Source organism: Zobellia uliginosa (assembly GCF_900156625.1).
Taxonomy (GTDB): Bacteria; Bacteroidota; Bacteroidia; order Flavobacteriales; family Flavobacteriaceae; genus Zobellia; species Zobellia uliginosa.
In genome coordinates this window covers 171,511-192,459 of sequence record NZ_FTOB01000003.1, presented here as the reverse complement: position 1 = coordinate 192,459, position 20,949 = coordinate 171,511, and the positions used below count along the sequence as shown (strand labels likewise).

The 20,949-nt window shown below is 42.6% G+C and carries 19 protein-coding genes; 7 read left to right on the top strand and 12 right to left on the bottom strand.

Features of this window, described 5'->3' with window-relative positions; genetic code table 11:
• Positions 1-103 precede the first annotated feature (103 nt).
• Genes BW980_RS09355 through BW980_RS22810 form a run of 3 tightly spaced genes read left to right on the top strand, consistent with a single transcriptional unit; the run spans position 104 to position 3,642 of the window.
• Complete coding sequence (locus BW980_RS09355; protein WP_076454976.1) at positions 104-2,503, top strand: TonB-dependent receptor; 2,400 nt, start codon at positions 104-106, stop codon at positions 2,501-2,503.
• A 3-nt stretch (positions 2,504-2,506) separates the two neighbouring features.
• Positions 2,507-3,364, top strand: coding sequence for a DUF4249 domain-containing protein (locus BW980_RS09350; RefSeq protein WP_076454975.1), 858 nt, complete (start codon positions 2,507-2,509; stop codon positions 3,362-3,364).
• A gap of 35 nt (positions 3,365-3,399) precedes the next feature.
• Positions 3,400-3,642, top strand: a complete 243-nt coding sequence (locus tag BW980_RS22810; RefSeq protein WP_076454974.1) for a DUF6095 family protein — start codon at positions 3,400-3,402, stop codon at positions 3,640-3,642.
• Positions 3,643-3,646: 4 nt separating this feature from the next.
• Here BW980_RS22810 and BW980_RS09340 read toward each other — a convergent pair whose 3' ends face one another.
• Positions 3,647-4,330, bottom strand: a complete 684-nt coding sequence (locus BW980_RS09340; protein WP_076454973.1) for a DUF4294 domain-containing protein — start codon at positions 4,328-4,330, stop codon at positions 3,647-3,649.
• 102 nt (positions 4,331-4,432) lie between these two features.
• On the opposite strand from BW980_RS09340, the gene BW980_RS09335 reads away from it, so the two are divergent.
• A complete protein-coding gene (locus BW980_RS09335) occupies positions 4,433-5,521 on the top strand; it encodes a M42 family metallopeptidase (RefSeq protein ID WP_076454972.1) in 1,089 nt (362 codons plus the stop codon).
• Between the two features lie 45 nt (positions 5,522-5,566).
• Complete coding sequence (locus BW980_RS09330; protein WP_076454971.1) at positions 5,567-6,115, top strand: NUDIX hydrolase; 549 nt, start codon at positions 5,567-5,569, stop codon at positions 6,113-6,115.
• On the opposite strand, the gene hisS is transcribed toward BW980_RS09330, so the two are convergent.
• From hisS to rpsF, 6 genes are all read right to left on the bottom strand, one after another.
• Positions 6,110-7,486: a histidine--tRNA ligase gene (hisS, locus tag BW980_RS09325; RefSeq protein ID WP_076454970.1), complete on the bottom strand. Its 1,377-nt coding sequence runs from the start codon at positions 7,484-7,486 to the stop codon at positions 6,110-6,112. The two genes, BW980_RS09330 and hisS, sit on opposite strands and share 6 nt — an antisense overlap.
• A gap of 115 nt (positions 7,487-7,601) precedes the next feature.
• The gene (locus BW980_RS09320; RefSeq protein WP_076454969.1) at positions 7,602-8,075 is read right to left on the bottom strand and encodes a DUF6495 family protein; all 474 of its coding nucleotides are present in this window, start codon (positions 8,073-8,075) and stop codon (positions 7,602-7,604) included.
• Between the two features lie 62 nt (positions 8,076-8,137).
• A complete protein-coding gene (locus BW980_RS09315) occupies positions 8,138-11,317 on the bottom strand; it encodes a TonB-dependent receptor (RefSeq protein ID WP_076454968.1) in 3,180 nt (1,059 codons plus the stop codon).
• Positions 11,318-11,410: 93 nt separating this feature from the next.
• Entirely contained in the window at positions 11,411-11,863 is a 453-nt protein-coding gene (gene rplI, locus BW980_RS09310; protein ID WP_076454967.1) for a 50S ribosomal protein L9, read from the bottom strand.
• 12 nt (positions 11,864-11,875) lie between these two features.
• On the bottom strand, positions 11,876-12,172 hold the full coding sequence (gene rpsR / locus BW980_RS09305) for a 30S ribosomal protein S18 (protein ID WP_013991412.1): 297 nt from the start codon (positions 12,170-12,172) through the stop codon (positions 11,876-11,878).
• 6 nt (positions 12,173-12,178) lie between these two features.
• Positions 12,179-12,517, bottom strand: coding sequence for a 30S ribosomal protein S6 (gene rpsF / locus BW980_RS09300; RefSeq protein ID WP_013991413.1), 339 nt, complete (start codon positions 12,515-12,517; stop codon positions 12,179-12,181).
• Between the two features lie 230 nt (positions 12,518-12,747).
• On the opposite strand from rpsF, the gene BW980_RS09295 reads away from it, so the two are divergent.
• Complete coding sequence (locus BW980_RS09295; protein WP_076454966.1) at positions 12,748-13,440, top strand: LytR/AlgR family response regulator transcription factor; 693 nt, start codon at positions 12,748-12,750, stop codon at positions 13,438-13,440.
• A gap of 67 nt (positions 13,441-13,507) precedes the next feature.
• Here BW980_RS09295 and priA read toward each other — a convergent pair whose 3' ends face one another.
• From priA to nadC, 4 genes are read right to left on the bottom strand one after another with little or no spacing between them, the layout of a single operon-like run.
• Positions 13,508-15,961, bottom strand: coding sequence for a replication restart helicase PriA (gene priA, locus BW980_RS09290; RefSeq protein ID WP_076454965.1), 2,454 nt, complete (start codon positions 15,959-15,961; stop codon positions 13,508-13,510).
• 15 nt (positions 15,962-15,976) lie between these two features.
• Positions 15,977-16,417 (bottom strand): DUF2147 domain-containing protein, encoded by a 441-nt coding sequence (locus BW980_RS09285; RefSeq protein WP_076454964.1) that lies wholly within the window; start codon positions 16,415-16,417, stop codon positions 15,977-15,979.
• Positions 16,414-17,382, bottom strand: a complete 969-nt coding sequence (locus tag BW980_RS09280) for a YihY/virulence factor BrkB family protein (RefSeq protein WP_076454963.1) — start codon at positions 17,380-17,382, stop codon at positions 16,414-16,416. Before BW980_RS09280 ends, BW980_RS09285 begins: the two co-directional genes overlap by 4 nt.
• A complete protein-coding gene (gene nadC / locus BW980_RS09275) occupies positions 17,383-18,240 on the bottom strand; it encodes a carboxylating nicotinate-nucleotide diphosphorylase (protein WP_076454962.1) in 858 nt (285 codons plus the stop codon).
• Between the two features lie 129 nt (positions 18,241-18,369).
• On the opposite strand from nadC, the gene rlmH reads away from it, so the two are divergent.
• Entirely contained in the window at positions 18,370-18,843 is a 474-nt protein-coding gene (gene rlmH / locus BW980_RS09270) for a 23S rRNA (pseudouridine(1915)-N(3))-methyltransferase RlmH (protein ID WP_076454961.1), read from the top strand.
• 59 nt (positions 18,844-18,902) lie between these two features.
• Here rlmH and serA read toward each other — a convergent pair whose 3' ends face one another.
• Positions 18,903-20,795, bottom strand: coding sequence for a phosphoglycerate dehydrogenase (gene serA, locus BW980_RS09265; RefSeq protein WP_076454960.1), 1,893 nt, complete (start codon positions 20,793-20,795; stop codon positions 18,903-18,905).
• Positions 20,796-20,949: the final 154 nt, after the last annotated feature.

Below are 20,949 nucleotides of genomic sequence, written 5' to 3'. Positions count from 1 at the left end.
ACAAAGGCCCCTACGTTAATAGGGGCCTTTTCTTTTTAAAATACTGTTAACATTTTCCTTACAGCTATTTTTCTGGTTACATTTATCAAAAATTGTGCTTTAAATGCTCCCATTCAACAAAGTGGTTTTCTCGGTTTTATTACTATTTTCCTTTTCAACCTTCGCCCAACAACGATACACCTTAAGCGGAACCATTTCGGAAGCTTCCAGTAACGAAACCCTCATCGGGGTTACCGTAGTTTTTCCCGAGCTCCGGACCGGTGTCACCACCAATGAATATGGTTTTTATTCCATTACATTGCCCGAAGGTAAATACAAGTTACAAGTAAGCTATCTAGGCTTTCAGGATATAGTGGAGACCATTACCCTCGACAGTGACCGCAAAATGAACTTTTCCTTAAAGGAAAGCGCCGAACAACTGCAAGAGGTAATCGTTACCGAAGATGTTGAAAAAATGGATATTCGCAAACCCCAGATGAGCGTAAACTCATTATCGGTAGGTACCATAAAAAAGATTCCCGTTATCTTGGGCGAAGCCGATGTCATTAAATCGATTCTATTGCTTCCGGGTGTCACCAATGCCGGCGAAGGAGCCTCAGGTTTTAATGTCCGTGGCGGCGCCGTTGACCAGAATTTAATTTTGTTGGACGAGGCCACCATCTTTAACTCATCGCATTTATTCGGGTTCTTCTCCGTCTTTAATCCCGATGCCATAAAAGACATCAAGCTTTACAAAGGGGGAATACCCGCGCGCTACGGAGGAAGGCTTTCTTCCGTGCTTGACATTTTCCAAAAAGAAGGCAACAGTAAAAAGATAAAAGTCAACGGAGGTATAGGCGCCGTGGCAAGTCGCTTATTGGTAGAAGGCCCTATCGCAAAGGACAAGGCCGCCTTTCTCATAGGAGGCCGGGCTTCTTACGCCCACCTTTTCCTCCCACTTTTTGACGTAGACAATTCAGCCTACTTCTACGACCTGAACACCAAACTGAGTTATAACGTCAACGACAACAACAGCATTTTCCTTTCGGGTTATTTTGGTCGCGATGTGTTCGGCATTAGCGATAGCTTTGTAAATACTTATGGAAACGCCGTGGGGAATTTCAGATGGAACCACTTGTTTTCCGATAAACTATTCTCTAACCTTTCATTGATCTATTCTAACTATTATTACGGCCTAAAGCTCGATTTTGTCGGGTTCGATTGGAATTCAGGTATAGAAAATTTTAATATTAAATACGATTTGAAACATTATGTCAACGACAAATTTCAAGTCAATTACGGAATCAACAATATTTATTACCGATTTAACCCCGGAAAAATACAGCCTAGTAATGCCGATTCGGGTATTGTAGAAGAACAGCTTACCCAAAAATACGCCAACGAGTTTGCCGCCTATATCGATATTGAGCATGACCTTACCAAAAACCTAAGCCTAAACTACGGCCTACGGTTCAGTAATTTTGTCCGTTTGGGCCAAGATGAAGTCAACGTATACTTTAATGATAATCCGGTCAACTTCGACCCGGTTTTAAACGTGTACCAAGAAGCTCGGCCCATCGATAGTTACAGTGTTGAAAAAAGTGGCAGCCTGGCTACCTTCAACAACCTCGAACCCCGTATTTCACTAGCTTACACCCTTAACAACAACAGTTCTTTCAAGGCAAGCTACACCCGCCTCGCCCAATACCTACACCTTCTTTCAAATACCAGCTCCCCTACTCCCTTGGATGTATGGACCCCTAGCGGACCATTTATAAAACCCCAGCTTTTGGATCAATATGCCATAGGCTATTTTAAAAATTTAAAGGAAGGTGATTATTCCGTAGAAACGGAACTGTTTTATAAGGATATACAAAATCGAATCGATTATATCGACGGGGCCAATTTAATTGCCAACGATGCCATTGAGCAAGTTATTCTTAACGGGGAAGCAAGGGCCTATGGTTTGGAGTTTTTACTCCGAAAGAACGAAGGCAGGTTTCAGGGTTGGCTCGCCTATACCCTATCGAAATCGGAACAAAGAACCCCTGGAAGGACGGTTCAGTTGCCTGACGGCACTTCCTTTACCGAATCGGGCATCAATTCCGGGGCCTGGTACAATACCCCGTATGACAAAACCCACGACATATCGGTCTATGCCAGTTATGACCTGAATGATAAATGGAACTTCAACACCAATTTTGTATTTCAAACGGGGCAACCTACCAACTACCCCATCGGCCAATTTAGCTTTCAAGGGCTGACCATACCTTACTATGGACCAAGGAACGAAGAAAGATTACCCTCTTACAACCGTATGGACGTTTCCGCTACCCTTACCCCACGAAAAAACAAGAACAGAAAATGGCAAGGCGAATGGGTGTTTAGCATTTACAACGTGTACAACCGAAGAAATGCAGCCTCCATAAGCTTTAGCCGTAATCAAGATACCGGCGTCAATGAAGCCGTACGTACCTCTATCTTTGGTGTAGTGCCTGCCGTAACCTATAATTTCAAATTTTAGTCCATGAAAAAACTGATTTTTATACTTTGTATGCTTCCTTTTTTCACGGCCTGTGAAGATGTGATCGAAGTAGATCTTCCCACCGACAAAGCCCGATTGAGTGTCGACGCCCTAATGCGTATCAATACTACAGAAGCCTCTACCTCCTATACGGCCGAAGTACGGGTAAGTGCCTCCAGCAATTTTTTTGAATCTATAGAGCCCATAGAACTCGACCTGATCAGCCTTACCAATGTAGAGACCCGAGAAACCATAAATCTTTTTAATACGTATAATGGCAGTGGCATTTACCAAGGTGATACCACTGTTGATTTTATGACCTCGGGCGAACTTATTCTTTATATGGAATACCAAGGCCAACAGTATGCAGCGCGCACCACCTACGTCCCTACAGTACCTATCGACAAGCTGGTACAGGGTGATGCCACACTTTTTTCAGGGGACGAGACCGAAATTATCGTAGCTTTTAAAGACCAGCCCGATCGTACCGATTTTTATCTATTCGACTTTGATTTCAACGAATATCTGGTCACGGAAGACACTTTTTACCCTGGCCGTACCTTTGAATTCTCTTATTTTTATGATGACAATGCAACCGAAGGTATGAATATAGAGGTCAGCATTATGGGGGTGGATCAGTCCTTCTACAATTATATGAACCAATTGATCGTTCAATCGGGCGGTGACCAAGGCCCTTTTCAAACACCTTCGGCCACGGTTCGCGGCAATATTGTGAACGTCACGGGAATTGAAGACCTTTCAGAACTGGACGACCTTGCCTCAATTGTCGACCAAGATAATTTTGCACTGGGCTACTTTGCCGTATGCCAGACCTTTACCAATACCATAACTATTGAATAAAATAATTTACAAAACCTAAAGAAGCCCCCTTAAACATGTCTCAAAAGAGAACGGACAAAGAATTACTAGTAAAGGGCATTAAACACATCGCCTACACCATTGCTTTGATGTTTCTGGCCCCCGGTGTTATATACCAAGCATTTAAAAACCAAGGACACCCTTTGTACTGGCCTGTTCTTATATTAGGATTTATTTTTGCAATTGCCGCAATAGCCATGGCTTTTTACAGCCTCAAACTTATTATGGAATCGCTTTTCGGGAAGAAAACGAAGAAATGAGCACCTAATGCTTGTTGCCCACATTTCCCCATTTGTTGCTCAGCTGAGCATAGTCATAATCCAGTACCGATTCTTGCCGTTCAAGCCTAAAATCGGAAAAGGCACGCTGCAGGATATCTTCTATCAAATAATCTTCATGTACCTTATCGGGTTGAAACCTTTCCTTTAGGCTTATACTGAACATACTAGCGGTAGTATTGTACCAAAATGCGCGCCAACCGCTTCTCAGCTCCTTGACCAAGTCGAATGCCGTTTCCCCGGTTTGGCGGTATATCAATTTGACCAAGATTTGACCTTCGGTACGGGTGAGCTTTTTTAGTTCTTCAGAAAACTCCTCTTCAATAAACTTCTGGACTTCTTTGGTGTACCGCTTCTGATGTCTCCTTTTTTTGATTTTGGTGATACTATCGTTAAGTTCAACCAAACGTTCGGCGGCCAATTTGGCGTACGGGTATACTTTTATGGTTTTTCTCCGCAATATATAATACCGCAGTTTATCTTGATAAGAAGAGAATTTTAGTTTCCCGAACAGATATACTTCATCAAGATCGATGGAATTCCGAAAAATAGAATCACCTTCCAGTATAATCATCTTTTCGGCAACCGAGTCTAACGGCTGTTCTTCCACTTGGGTATGCCCCAAAAAAACGAGGTTAATCAAAAATAAAGTTAGAATCGTATTTTTCATGGCACGCTATAAACAAAAGCCCTACAAAATTAACGATAATTAAGACCGCTTATTATTAATTAAAAGTGAATATTAGTAAATTCGTATTTAAATATAAACTTAATGGCTACAAAGAAAATACTTACCAAAAAATCACTCGATTTTTTTGAAAAATACCTGAATAACGCGGCCCCTACAGGCTACGAATGGGAAGGTCAAAAATTATGGATGGATTACCTAAAACCCTATGTCGACACATTTATTACCGACACTTACGGTACGGCGGTCGGCGTCATCAATCCTGATGCTAAATTCAAGGTGGTCATCGAAGGGCATTCCGATGAAATCTCTTGGTATGTAAACTACATTACCGACAATGGTTTGCTCTATGTTATCAGAAACGGTGGAAGCGACCATCAGATAGCCCCATCAAAATGGGTAAACATCCACACTAAGAACGGAATGGTCAAAGGTGTCTTCGGATGGCCTGCCATTCACACACGCGACAAAGGAAAGGAGACCCCTCCGAAACTAGATAATATCTTTATCGACATAGGGGCCAAGGACAAAGAGGAAGTAGAAAAAATGGGCGTTCATGTAGGATGCGTCATTACCTACCCTGACGAATTCCAAATACTTAATGGCGACAAATTCGTCTGCCGCGCCATCGACAACCGTGCCGGTGGTTTTATGGTCGCCGAAGTGGCCCGCCTACTTCACGAGAACAAGAAAAAACTACCTTTCGGCCTTTACATTACCAATGCCGTTCAGGAAGAAATAGGCCTTCGTGGTGCAGAAATGATTACGCAGACCATAAAACCGAACGTAGCTATCATTACGGATGTCTGCCACGACACCACTACCCCGATGATCGACAAAAAGACCCAAGGTCATACCGAAATCGGCGCAGGTCCCGTTATTTCTTACGCCCCTGCCGTACAGAACAAATTGCGCGAACGCATCTTGGAAACCGCGGAAGCCAACAAAATTCCTTTTCAACGTATGGCCGCCTCTAGGGCTACCGGAACCGATACCGATGCTTTTGCCTACAGTAACGGCGGCGTAGCCTCGGCCTTGATCTCTTTGCCATTGCGTTATATGCACACCACGGTAGAAATGGTTCACAAAGACGATGTCGAAAACGTAATTAGGTTGATTTACGAAACCCTATTGAATATTAAAGACGGGGAAACTTTCAGCTATTTCGATTAAACAAACTACAGCCCTCCTTTTCAAGGAGGGTTTATTTTTTTGGTTATGGACGAATTAATAGATATTCTTGATTCCGAAGGAAAGCCTACGGGCAAAACGGCTATGAAATCGGAGGCCCATCGCAAAGGATGGTTTCACCCCACCGTTCATATTTGGCTCTACACCGCCAACGGACGCCTTCTCCTGCAACAACGGGCCAGAACCAAGGACATACACCCCTTGCTATGGGATGTCTCCGTCGCGGGCCATATAGGAGCAGGTGAAGCTATTGAGGTTTCGGCAATTCGGGAAATTCAAGAAGAAATCGGACTTACCGTACAACCGGAAGCACTCGAAAAAATAGGTGTATTTAAATCCATGCAAAAACCTTCCGATGAGCTCATGGATCATGAGTTTCACCATACGTTTTTATGCGAACTCAAAGAACCCCTCCACCATCTTAAGAAGCAAGAGAGCGAAGTAGAAGACCTCAAGCTGATTTCCTTGATCCAATTTTCACAGGAAACCTGGGGACTTGCCAACTTGGGCAAATACGTTCCCCACGGCATTGAATACTACAAAACCGTTATCAAGGAAATCAAGAAGCGCTTATAGGGCCGCTATAAAATCACCTACGGCATCAAGGGCATAGGTTTGCTGATCACCGCTTTCCATACGCTTGACCACAAAAGAATTTTCCTCCAGCTCTTTTTCACCTATCAATATCACATAGGGTACGTTGCGGTTATTGGCGTATTTAAATTGTTTCTGGATTTTTGCCTTGGATGGATACACATCGGCCTTCACTCCTTTTTTTCGTAGGGCGGATACCAGTTTTAATGCGGCCAGGGCTTCCTTGTCCCCAAAATTCAAGCAAAGAACCTGCAACGACCGGTCGATGCTCTCGGGGAAAAGTCCCAATTCCTCCAAAACCAAATAAATACGGTCGAGTCCAAAGGAAATACCCACGCCGCTCACATTCTTTAAACCAAAAATACCGGTAAGGTCGTCGTAGCGGCCACCGCCACCAATAGACCCCATACGAACACCCTGTGGGGCGCCCACTTCAAAAATAGCGCCTGTATAATAATTTAGTCCGCGTGCCAAGGTTACATCAATGGAAAGTTGGGCCGACTGCAAGCCCATTTCCTCAATAGTTCGGACAATAAAGGTAAGTTCTTCCACCCCTTTGCTTCCGGTATCCGAATCTTTCAAGAGTTCTTTTAAGGCCTGAAGTTGATCGAGGTTACTTCCTGAAAGCGAGAAAAGTGGCTCTACCTTGGCTATGGCCTCGGGAGTGAGTCCCCTTTCCGCCATTTCCTTCTTCACGCCTTCTTCGCCTATTTTATCAAGCTTATCCAAAGCCACGGTAAAGTCGATCAAAAGATGCTGAGCCCCGATTACCTCGGCGATACCCGAAAGAATTTTTCTATTGTTCAATTTGATATTGACCCCCTCTAACTTCAATTCGGTAAAAACGGCATCGTACAGCTGTACCAGTTCTATTTCCTGCAATAGGGAATCAGACCCGACCACATCGGCATCGCATTGGTAAAACTCTCGAAAACGGCCTTTTTGGGGCCTATCGGCACGCCAGACCGGCTGAATTTGGTACCGCTTAAAAGGAAAATCAATTTCATTCTGGTGCATGACTACATAACGGGCAAAAGGTACGGTAAGGTCGTATCGAAGGGCTTTTTCAGAAATCTTGGGCGTTAATGTACCTGAATTTTTAGAACTAAAGGTAACATCATCGACCTTACTAAGATAATCCCCTGAATTCAGGATCTTGAAAATCAATCGATCCCCTTCATCGCCGTATTTCCCCATAAGGGTATCTGAATTTTCAAAAGAAGGCGTTTCAATAGGCTGAAAACCAAAGGTCTGAAAATGTTTTTTTACGATGTCAAAAATATAATTCCGTTTGATGACTTCGGAAGGGGTAAAATCCCTTGTTCCCTTAGGTATGCTCGGTTTTTGTGCCATTGGATGTAGTTGTGGTGCAAATATAAAATTTTAGAAAGAGGAGTGTCCTTTTATGCGGATAATAGCAATGCCCTTTCCTTTAAAATTGTCTTCCTTCAATAATTGGTTCATTCACCTAGGAGGCAATAATGTTATCGAACCATTGGTAAAGTTCCCCCTTGGTAATAACGGCCCCTTGCTGTATCAGCTTGAACTTATCTAAGTTCCTATCTTCGGAATAGGCCTTTGATGCGGTCAGGTATTCCACAAAATCGGACTGCCAGTTTTTCTTGAACCAAGAAAAACCGATACTAGTGGTCAAATCGATTTCAGGGTTCATGACCTTGACCGACAGTAGTTTCATTTCCTTTTCCGTCAAATGAAAAAGATGCATCTGTTTTTCGGAAATATTCTCCAAATACTCCACTTTGGTCAACACGCCTTCCCAGACCAAATCGCTAAAGACATCAATTTCATCCTCGGCCACTTGGGGTCGGTTCGTTTTAATATCTCGCCATTCATCGGCAGTAATCGATTGTGTTGCCAAAAAGTTGATAAACTCTTGATGCAGCTCTTCTAATTGCTGCTTGGTAAGCCTCATGTATTTCATGCTGCAAAAATAAAAAGGCCGTACGAAACGTACGGCCTAAATCTTATAAATCTTAAGCTTATTTAGAAAATATAACGCAAACCGAATTGCATCTGCCATCTAGAGAACAAACTTGAGTCATACCCAAAGGACTCGGTAAGTTGTTCATTGAACGTATATGTAGGCACGTTGTTGGCATCTACCGATACGGATAGCGGGTTGAGACTGTTCGGTTGCTGAATTACACCCCAATCACTGTTCAACAAATTACCGAAGTTTAAGATATCTATACTGAACTGAATGGTATGCACTTTATCTTCAGATACGTTGAAACGGTAGTCTTGCAAGAATTTCACATCCCACTTTCCTCGCCATGGAGCAAGGGCGGCATAACGATCAAAATACTGCCCTCTATTATCGCTCATGTAATCATCTTGTTGAATAAAACGCTCAAAAGCCTCAGCTTGCCCGGCACCGGAAAATTGCATTTGTTGTACTTCGGCAGCCGTTGGAATGTAGATCAAGTCATTGTTCTGAAACGAACTATCATTATTGATGTTACCCGCATAGGTATAATTGAACCTACCTCCTTGGGCATATTCAAAGAAAGTAGAAATAGTAGTAGACCACTTGTTATTGCCGCCATAATTAAACTGCTTCGCCGCAGCACCGATAACCCTATGGGTATCACCGTACTTCGAATAAGACAATACATCTTGGTTGGCATCGCCTAGGTTAGGGTTGAAATCAAAGGCATCGCCTGTAATTTCAGCCTCTATGGAATTCACATCTTGCGCGTTCAGATAGTTATAGGCAACACTCGCAAAAAGTCCGTTATCCCATGTTTTCTGGGCCTTTAATGAGGCATTCCAGATTCTGCCTTTATCGGAATTGGTGAACACATAGGCATTGTTTCCTTTGTCGGCAGCCGCATAAACCGGTCTGTTATCGCCAGGTGCGTCTAAGGTTGCGGAAGGGTTTCGCAATCCCCAGTTCTGAACATGGGCTCCGTTAAGGTCTTTGGTGTACGAAATATCAGCCGTCAAAATTAGGCCACTATCAAACCTATGGTCCGCACCTATATTGGTACGCCATACTTGTGGCCATTTGAAATCAGGATCAACAATCTGGTAAAAAAACGAATCCAATCCCTGAACTTGGTTTCCTAACCAAACGAATGGGAAACGACCGGTAAAAACCCCACTACCCCCTCGAATCTGGGTGGTTTGACTTCCATTGACATCCCAGTTAAAACCTACTCTTGGAGAAATCAGGAAATCATTGTTCGGCAATGTCTCCGAGTCCAATAAAGTTTCTTGATCGGTTTGTGGATTAAAATATGAAATCGTAGGATCAAAGGTAAAAGGCTTCCTTGCAATATTCTCTTGGATCTTGTCATCCGTATCAAAATACAAGGGCTTATCAAAACGCACACCATAGGTCAGTTTAAAATCTGGTGTAATACTCCAATCATCCTGTACATAAAAAGACAATTGCCCCACATTGGTTTCGGCCAAGGCCCAACCACCCGCATTACCAACACCTGCGGCATTGCTATTCGTAAAGATATTCTGCGCATTGGCCAAAGCCGCAGCCAAGGTACCGTCGGTTATATCGGTTTGAAAGGCAGCTAAACTAGGGTAGGATGCAAAAGCCCCTACTTCTTGAACAAAGTCACCGTTTTCATCATATCCGTAAGCCCCAAGGTTAAATGAGTTGTCAAATTGAAATTTCTCGAACGAAACCCCTGCGGTCAAGGTATGGTTTCCCACAAAGTAGTTGAAGTTGTTCGTAAGCTGAAATACCTTTTGATCTAACGTATTGTTTATAGAAAAGGGTTCATGTCCTGCAATAATATAATTGCTTCCCGCCCCATCTTGAATCGTAATCGCAGGAATTGGTGCAGAAAACGGGTTTCTAAAATCGTCAAAATGCGAATAACCTACCTGAAGTTTGTTTGTAGCATTATCCCCAAAAGTGGAATTGAGCTCCAACTGAAAAGACTGAAGGTTGTTGTTGATTTCATAGCCCGAATTTTCAAACTGCAACACTTGGGCACTAGGTCCGCGAACACCTAAGGCAGTAGGGTGGGCAGGTTTCTCTTTGGAAGAATTCAAAAAGTTGTAAATCACCGCCAAGCGATGATCCTCGCTTATGTTCCAATCTAATTTCAATATCCCCTTTGTAGATTCGGCTCCATAAGTAAAACCTTCATATCTACCGGTATCATACCCCAATCCTGCAAGTGCAGATTGTACGGATATCAAATCACTTTCAAGCACCCTAGATTCGTTAATGGCCCCCGAACCCGTATTGGGTACCCAACCGTTAGTCCCTAAATCATCGCGTTGATCGCGCTCAAAGTTGGCAAAGAAAAAGAGTTTGTTCTTTATAACGGGCCCGCCGATACTTACACCATATTGGTTTTGTTTTAGGTCGGGCTTCACCACTTCTTCCCCCCTGATTTTGCTTCCCGTTAGACTCTCGTTTCTAAAGAAACCGTAAACAGAGCCGTGAAACTCATTGGTTCCACTCTTGGTCACCGCATTGACGGTAGCCCCGGTAAAACCTGATTGGGTAACGTCGTAAGGAGCCAAAGACACTTGAATTTGATCGATGGCATCCAAGGAAATAGGCTGTGAACTGGTTTGCCCACCTGGTCCGGGCGCATCAAGACCAAAAGGGTTTCCGAAAAAAGACCCATCTAAGGAAAAGTTGTTGTACTGGTCGTTACGACCTCCAAAAGACAAGCCTCCCGTACCCGGAGTACCCGATGCACTGGGCTCCAATCGTGTAAAATCTTCTGCCGACCTTGAAATGGTGGGTAATTTGGTAAGTTCCCTTCTACCGACACTGGTTTCCGAACCGGTACGGTCGCTTCCGAAGGTACCTCCGCGGTCTGAGATGACTACAACCTCGTCCAAAGCTTGACTTTCGGTCATTAGGCTGACATCTAAAGTAAAGGTTTTCCCTAGACTTAAAAATATATCGTTTAAGGTCTGTTCTTTAAAACCTATGTATGAAACGGTTACCGTATAGGGCCCACCCACCCTAAGGTTCAAAATTTTAAAAAGGCCGTCCTCATTGGTAATTGCCCCGTATTTGGTGCCTGTAGGGGTATGCACCGCTACAACATTGGCCCCCAGTAAGGGTTGATTTTGATCATCGACTACCGAACCTGACATATTCGAAGTGGTCACCTGAGACACTGCCGTAAAAAACGAGAAGAGCAGCAAAAAGCTAAAATGAAGTTTGTAAGACATAATCATCTGTTTGTGTTAGTCTTACAAAAATAGGACAAAAAAAAAGAGCTATGCAGGCATAGCTCTTTGAAGTTATCATGGTGTTATTAACCGTTATTTCTTGTCGGCAACCACCTCGAAAGGGAAATCTACAATTACTTCCCTGTGCAATCTTATTTGTGCATTATAAGGACCAGTACGCTTAACGGCACCACCTTGAATGCTGATAAATTTCTTATCAATACTGTGACCTTCTTTTTCAAGGGCTTCAGCAAGATCAATGGTAGTAACAGAACCGAACAATTTGTCGGCTGCACCAGTCTTGGCAGAAATCTTCATCTCTAGAGCCTTAAGCGCTTCAGCAGTTTTAGTGGCCGCGTCAACAATTTTCTTCTCTTTGTGAGCTCTTTGTTTCAAGTTCTCTTCCAATACCTTTTTTGCAGAAGGTGTAGCCATAGTAGCCAAACCTCTTGGAATAAGGTAATTTCTTCCGTAGCCATTCTTTACGTCTACGATATCATCTTTAAAGCCTAAATGCTCTACGTCTTGTTTTAGTATAAGTTCCATCTTGCCTTAAATTTATTTTAATAGATCGCCTACGTACGGCATCAAAGCCAAATGACGTGCTCTTTTGACCGCTTGAGCCACTTTGCGTTGGTATTTCAAAGAAGTACCGGTAAGTCTTCTAGGTAACAATTTACCTTGCTCGTTTACCAACTTCATTAAAAAGTCCGCGTCTTTGTAATCGATATATTTAATACCTGATTTCTTGAAACGGCAATACTTCTTTTTAGTATTGGTCTCAATGTTCAATGGGGTCAAATAACGGATTTCACCGTCTTTTTTTCCTTTTGCCTGTTGTTGTAATGTTGCCATAATTCCTTAAGCTTTAGCTTTTAACCTTGTTCTTCTTTTCTCAGCCCACTCAATAGCGTGCTTGTCCAGTTTAACCGTCAAGAAGCGCATGATACGCTCATCCCTTTTGAACTCTTGTTCGTAAGGAGTAATGACTTCACCAGGAGCGGTAAATTCGAACAAGTGGTAAAACCCACTCTTTTTGTGCTGTATGGCATAGGCCAATTTTTTAAGCCCCCAATTTTCTTTGGAGACCATTTTGGCGCCATTCTTAATTAAGAAATCCTCAAATTTCTTAACTGTTTCCGCTATCTGATCATCAGAAAGCACGGGATTCAAAATGAAAACAGTTTCGTAATGGTTCATAAATGTATATTTTTTAGGATCGCAAAAATAAGAATATTTATGAGACTTTACAAGAAAATGGAAATTTCTTCGTTATAGATTGATAAACCTAAAATCTTACATAACCAAATCTTAACCTAATGTCATTGCAAATAACACAAAAAAGGAGGCCAAGTTTACAACAATGTTGTATTTTCGACCGATTTTTTAGTATTTTGTCGATGATTTAACCCCACAAATCGACCCAATTTATGAAATTAAGAAGTATTATCGTAGACGATTCGTCCATGCAGCGAATGGCGGTCGCGAAACTGGTAAACAGCCATCCCAACCTTGCTATGGTGGCCGAATACAGTAATGCGATCGAAGCCAAAAATGGTATTAAGAACAACGAGATCGATCTTATTTTTCTTGATGTTGAAATGCCTATTATTAGTGGATTCGACCTACTCGAATCGCTAGAAAACAGTCCGCAAGTAATTTTGATCACCGGTAAACCCGATTACGCCCTAAAGGCATTCGATTACGATGTAACCGATTATTCGCACAAACCTATTACACTTGCCCGATTTGATGCCTCCGTAAAAAGAGCTGTTGCCAAATACGAGCAAATGAACCAGGTACAGGAAGACGAAGAACATATTTTTGTCAAAAGCAACCTTAAGAAGCGTAAGGTAATCTTGAACGATATCAAATGGATAGAAGCCCTTGGCGACTATATAAAATTGGTGACCGACGAAGCGAACATCGTTATTTTGTCTACCATGAAATCATTTGAGCAACAATTACCGGAAGACAAATTCCTTCGTATTCACAAATCGTATATTGTGAATTTAGAGAAAATAGAAAAATTCAACAGTAAAAACGTTGAAGTTAGTGGAAGGTCCATTCCTCTTAGTAGGAACAAGAAGACCGAATTGGCAGAAGCACTGAGCAATGTCTAGCACTTCTACTTTTTAAAATATCAGTCCCGAACAGTTTTCAATGTTCGGGATTTTTTTTGCTATCCCATTAAATATGGTCCACATTGTATATTACCCGTACACTGCGGTATTGACCGACGGAATGAAAGGACTTCTCAATTCTTTTGATAGCCGCCTTGGTCTTTACCGCCGATTGGGCATGCGGTATCTTTATCAGCACATTCTTCAAATACAGATTGCGCACCCGTGCCACCGGTGGGTATTCAGGACCGAGTACATTACCCCCCAATGTGGTTCGCAACGCTTTGGCAAACCACTCGGTGGCCTCGTTCAGCCTATTGTATTCCTTATGTTTAAAAGTAATGCGAATAACCCGATTGTTGGGCGGATATTTATATTGCTCACGTTCGTACAACTGTTCTTTGAACATGGTCCCATAATCATGGGTAGACACTTGCTGAAGTATCTGATGGTAGGGATTATAACTCTGTATCAAAACCTTGCCCCTTTTCTTGGTTCGCCCTGCACGACCCGCCACTTGGGTCAACAGTTGAAAGCAACGCTCATGAGCCCGGTAATCTGGAAAATTCAACAATGAGTCGGCATTCATAATACCCACCAAGCTCACGTTTCTAAAATCCAAGCCCTTCGTCAACATTTGGGTACCTACAAGAATATCCATTTCCCGCTGCTCAAAAGCAGTAATGATTTTTTCATAACCATGCTTGCCCCGGGTCGTATCTAAGTCCATACGCCACGTCTTGGCGTCAGGGAACAAGGTTTCCAGCTCTTTCTCCACCTGTTCGGTCCCAAAGCCCTTTGTGTCCAACGTAGGGCTTCCACACGCCTGACAACTCTCTTGGAGTGCCATATGGTAGCCGCAATAATGACACCTCAATTGCTTTTTATACTGGTGATACGTTAAGCTGACATCACAGTTAGGACACTGTGGGGAATGACCACAGGTAGTACATTCCACTATAGGCGCATACCCTCTTCTGTTCTGGAACAGTATAACCTGCTCCCCAGCCTCAAGGGCTTCTTGTATACCGAGAAACAACCGCTCCGAAAAATGGCCCTTCATCCGGCGTTTTCGGCTCTGCTCCTTTAAATCCACCAATTCTATATCGGGCATAAGCACATTGCCATAACGCCGACTGATCTCGGCATAGCCGTACTTCCCGATTTTCGCATTGTAAAAACTCTCTATACTGGGCGTAGCGGACCCCAATAAAATATTGGACTTGTGCAGTTTGGCCAGAACTACGGCCGCATCCCTTGCGTGGTATCTCGGTGCGGGATCAAACTGCTTGAACGAACTCTCGTGCTCTTCATCTACAATGATCAGGCCCAAATCGGAGAAAGGCAAGAACAACGCCGAACGCGCCCCAATCACAATCTGGGCCTTGTTTTCCTTTAACAGGACATTATTATACACTTCCACCCGCTCTTGAACACTATACTTAGAATGAAAGACCGAGACCAGTTCGCCAAAATATTCTTGTAAACGTGAAATCAACTGGGTTGTCAACGCTATTTCCGGCAAGAGATACAGGGCCTGTTGCCCTCTTTGAACACACTCCTCTATCAACCGTACATAGACCTCGGTTTTCCCCGAAGATGTAACCCCGTGCAACAGGGTAACCTTATCCTCTTTAAAACTTTGGGAAATATCATCAAAGGCCTTTTGCTGGTATTCGTTCAAAGCCTTGAGCTCACCGCCCTCGCCCCCTTCATAGTTAACGCGGTCAGTCCTTATAAAATACTCTTCTAAAACACCTTTGTTGACAAGCGACTTTATAACCGATTTTGAGCCCCCACTTACGTTTTCGAGTTCAGTGACCTTGATCGGTTTCTTACTGGTAGCCTGCAACTGAAAGAGGGACAACACGACCTGGCTTTGCTTAGGGGCCCGCGACAGATCAGCCAAAAGGGCTTCCAATTTCGCTTCTTCGAGATATTCTTTCCCCAACTTTACGTACCGTACGAGTTTAGGCTTGTACTGCTCGTACATTTCCTCTTTCAAAAGAACGACATTCTTTGCTATAAGCCGGTTCAATACGGGCAAGATATTCTTTCGGTCGACAATAGCACTTACCTCTTGCACCTTTAACACCGATTGATGCTGCAAGGCCTCGTACACCAAGAATTCATCATCCTGCAAAGTAGACTCATCTACCTCTTCCTTATCATTGCGAAGAATAAGGGTTTCGCTCTCCAATAAAAATGCACCGGGCACCGCACTTCGGAACACCTCACCAATAGTACACATATAGTAATCCGCGATCCACTGCCAGTGTTTAAGTTGAACCGCATTTACAATAGGATGCTCATCAAGTATACGATCGATTTCCTTCGCCTCATAAAGCTTTGGTGCATCGGTATGCACCTGGTGCACTAAACCCGTATAAATTTTAGATTTACCAAAGGGAACCCCCACCCGCATACCGGGGCGTAAAAATTCCGCCTCTTCTTCGGAAACGGCATAGGTAAAAAGTTTCTCTAAAGGAATCGGTAAGATTACATCGATAAAATGCTGCATACTCTATTTGGAATTCTACTCGTCGACACGAATCCAAGTCTGGGTGCGATAAATAAAGGCCAAGTAGCCCCTTACTTTGAGTTCATCAGGATTATCGGGGTTAAGCCAGATTTTACATCTGAAGGTCATGGCCTGCTGGGGGTCAAATAACCTATCCCCTTTATAGACACCGTTTCCATGGTGCTCCGCCCCTTCAATTATAGTCATGCCCAATACAGGCTTATCTTTTAGGTCCCCTTCGCATTTGGTACACACAAAATTCTCCTTCCCCTCTTCCACTATTTCAATCACTTTTCCGTGCATCTTCCCATCCTCTTCATAAATCTCTATGATCGCCTTTGGCTTGCCCGTACGGTCATCAATAGTCTTCCATTTACCGAAAACCCCTTGTGACCGCCCCATTGGGCATAGCATGATAAAAAATATAAAAAAACTTAAAATTGCGTTCGTACTCATTTCTTAGTATATGTTTTTCTTAACGAGTTCAACGAAGCATTAAGCTCGAACCCCAGCAGCAATATATTGGAATTTAACCAGATATATACCATAAGAATCAACAAACCTCCCAAAGCTCCATATAATTCGTTGTATCTGGCAAATTTTTCAACATAAACCCCAAATAGATAGGAGGTCAACATGAACAACAAAGTGGTCATAAGCGCCCCAACCGAAAAAAATCGGGCGTGCCTACCCTCGGTAGTCCCGAAATAATACAATATAGCCGTGGTAAAATACGACAACAGAACAAAAAACAGCACTTTACCTATTTTCGCACCGACAATATCGTTCTGGGTGAGGTCGTACCCCCTAGTTTTAGCCGCCCATACACTAAGGTAATCAATTATATACAATTCGAAATAACCATAGACCACAGCCCCAACGATCAGTAATATCGACAAAATCAACCCCACCATAAGGGCATAGATATACTGACGGAAGAAATTTCGTGTCAACTCTACATGGTATGAATTCTCAAAGCCCCCAAAGATGGCATTGACCCCATTGGCCATTAAAAAAATGGAGAAGAAAAAAGCGGAAGATAAGAGTCCTCCCTGTTTTTGATCTTTGATCTGCTGGTAAATCTCCCCAAAATAGTCACTCGTAGCCGAGGGCAAAAAAGATTCCAAAAAGAGCAAGAACTGGGAATCGAAATTTTCATTACCCACACTCACATAGGGCAAGATAAAAGGGATTAGGGTAATTAGAAATATCAACAAGGGAAATAACGCCAAAAACAGGCTAAATGCAATAGAACTGGCCCGTGTTGAAATGGCACCTTGAATGATGCCATGGATATACATTTCCAATAAGTCGTACAGAGATAGCCCTTCAAATCCAGGTAGCTTGACCCCCTTAAAAAAGAGCGCCAACCAATTGATTATAGGGATTTTGTCGATTTTCTCTTCTATCTCTTGCGACATTTATACCGCTTTTAAGCTTAAATCCTTATTAAACACCGAATGGGTAAGCGCTCCAGAAGAAATATAGTTTACCCCACACTCGGCATACTTACGAAGGGTATCTTCATTTATACCTCCAGACGACTCGGTCAAACAGCTATCACCTATCATAGCAACGGCCTTGCGTGTATCTTCATAATTAAAGTTATCGATAAGAATGCGATATACCCCTCCGGCCTCTAGAATTTGTTTTATTTCATCCAAATCGCGTGCCTCTACTATTATTTTTAGATCTCGGCCGGTTTCCCGCAAATAGTCTTTCGTTTTTTGAATGGCCTTGGCAATTCCCCCGGCAAAATCAATATGGTTATCCTTGAGCATAATCATATCGTAAAGGGCAAACCTATGGTTTTCACCCCCGCCTATCTTAACGGCCCATTTCTCCAATGCACGAATACCCGGCGTAGTCTTTCGGGTATCCAAAATTTTAGTACCCGTACCTTCCAATAACTTAACAAAGGAATTTGTTTTGGTGGCAATAGCACTCATGCGCTGCATGGCGTTCAAAACCAAGCGCTCTGCTTTCAAAATACTTTGGGACCTTCCGGAAACATAAAAGACAATATCCCCATATTTCACCGGCGAACCATCATTTATCAGTGTTTCCACCTCCATATCGGCATCTACGTACTTAAAAACCTGCTTGGCAAAATCCACACCCGCAATAATGCCTTCATCTTTCACCAACAACTTCGCCTTCCCCGTAGCCGTATCGGGAATACAGGCCAAGGAGCTATGGTCACCATCGCCCACATCTTCTCGAATGGCATTTGCTATAATATTATCTATTTCTTTTTGAAACTGTTCTTCGGAAATCATGCTTGGAATTTTACTTAAAGCTAAATTAGTAAATTGTTCGGGGTTTATTGACCTTGCCCCAAGGCTTATTTATTTGTATTGCCACACATCCTATTCTTGAAATTTATTATTTCAAATTATATTTGCCCCATGACCATAAAACTTATAGCAATAGGAAAAACGGATAGTAAGTCCCTATTACAGCTCATATCGGAGTACGAGAACAGACTAAAGCACTATGTAAAATTTGAACTTGATATCATACCCGACATAAAAAACGCAAAAAACCTCTCGGAAGCCCAACAAAAAGAAAAAGAAGGCGAGCTGATCTTAAAAAAGCTCGGCCCGACCGATGCGCTGATTCTTTTGGACGAAAATGGAAAACAATATTCTTCGATAGAATTTTCTACCTATTTACAAAAGAAAATGAATTCAGGCCTAAAACAGCTCGTATTCGTAATCGGTGGTCCTTATGGCTTCAGTCCTGAAGTTTACGCCAAGGCCAAGGGAAAAATAAGCCTGTCTAAAATGACTTTTTCTCACCAGATGGTACGCCTGTTCGTGGTCGAGCAAGTCTATCGAGCCTTCACCATTTTACGGAACGAACCCTACCACCACCAATAAAAAATAAAAACGGCCCTCGTAAAAGAGAGCCGTTTTTTATATCACATTTGTATCGTCGACTAGTATAAAACCCTAAACTTGATAGTGTTCTCTACTTTTTTAAGTGCTTTGATAACATCTTTATTGTATTCTTTATCCAAATCGGTAATCACGTAGCCTACCTCGCTATCCGTTGACAAATATTGACCAGAGATATTCAAGCCGTATTTAGCCAATACCTCATTAATATTAGCCATGATACCCGGTACATTCTTGTGTATATGCAAGAAACGGTGTGCGTTCCGTTGTTTTGGCAAACGGATATTCGGGAAGTTCACTGCATCAACAGTATTACCTGAATTGATATAATCCATAATCTTGTTCGGAACGAAATCGGCAATATCGCGTTGCGCTTCTTCGGTACTACCACCAACATGGGGCGTAAGTATTACATTTTTCAAACCTTGAAGCGGCGTATAAAATTCACCGTTGCTACGAGGCTCTTCTGGGTATACATCTATAGCGGCACCGGCAAGTTTACCTGATTTCAAGGCATTGGCCAAGGCATCGATATCGACAACAAAGCCTCTTGACAAGTTAATGAGCATGGCACCATTTCTCATCTGGCTTATTTCACGCTCGCCGATAAAATTCTTATTGGCCTTGTTATCATCGATATGTAGGGTAACTACATCGGAAACATTCAATAAATCTTCTAAGGTATTGCATTTCTTAGCATTACCCATTGACAGTTTATCGTCAACGTCGTAATAATAAACACGCATACCTACGGCTTCCGCCAAAATAGAAAGTTGTTTCCCTATATTACCATAGCCGACAATTCCTAGATTCTTACCGCGTACTTCCCTTGACCCTTCGGCCGTTTTTTGCCATTGTCCGCTGTGGATCTCACTACTTCTGGCAAAAACACTTCGCATTAACATGATGATCTCACCAATGGCCAACTCGACCACGGAACGGGTGTTGCTATACGGCGCATTGAACACTACCACCCCCTTTTTCTTGGCGTACTGCAAATCTATCTGGGTAGTACCGATACAAAACGCACCGACTACCATAAGTTTGTCGGCCGCATCCAATACCTTTTGGGTCACTTGTGTTTTAGAGCGAATACCCAGTACATGCACCCCCTTTATTCTCTCTATCAGTTCGTCTTCCGGTATACTGTGTTTAACAAGTTCTACCGAAAATCCTTCTTCAGATAAATTCTTAAAAGCGGCTGGGTGGACATTTTCAAGAAGCAATATCTTGATTCTGTTCTTTGGGTATGATATATTACGTGGCAAATCGTTCACAAATAAAAATTCATCCATATTAGGAGTTATATAGTCAGCGTTCTGGGCTGCTTTTTCGCGATGTACATTTTCGGTATAAGCAAAGAATTTATCGGCAATTCCGGCTTCGCGCATCACATAATCGCTATAGCCGTCACCAATAACCTGAACCTCACCTTCAAGGTTCATTTGCTTAAGACATTCAATTTTTCCGTTATGCTGCGAAAATACGTTTTTTGAATCAAACCCTACAATATTCCCTTCTTCATCAAATTCAAAGGTATTGGCATAAACCCTTTCTGACGGAATATTGTACTCTTTAACGATAGGATCGATAAACTCTTTGAATCCACAAGAAATCACATAAATATCATCTGAAAATTTCTCGAAAAAATCTTTATTGGCAGCAATAGACTTCGATATCTTATGACGTAGCTCTTCTACTAGGGGGCCTAAATCGTCTTTATGGGCGTTCAACAACTTTATACGTTGCTCCAATGATTCGGTAAACGATATATCGCCATCAATTCCCAAATTTGTAATCTCCTGAATACGACGAACGATTTCGTCTCGATCCGACTTGCCTTCCAAGGTCATTTCGGCCAGCACATCTAAAGCTTCGACCCTTGTTAAGGTACTATCAAAATCGAATATGTATTTCCTACCTGTCTCTACCATGGCTTTGCTAAAAAATTAAGGGACAAAAATAAAGATTATTTCTGTCCGAAGTCCACTAAAATGCCTAAAAGTTACTCCTATAACTAATCTAGCTTTTTTTGATAGGGAATTTCATGTTCCCATGAAAGAAAAAACACGGTCGAAACCAAGCAAG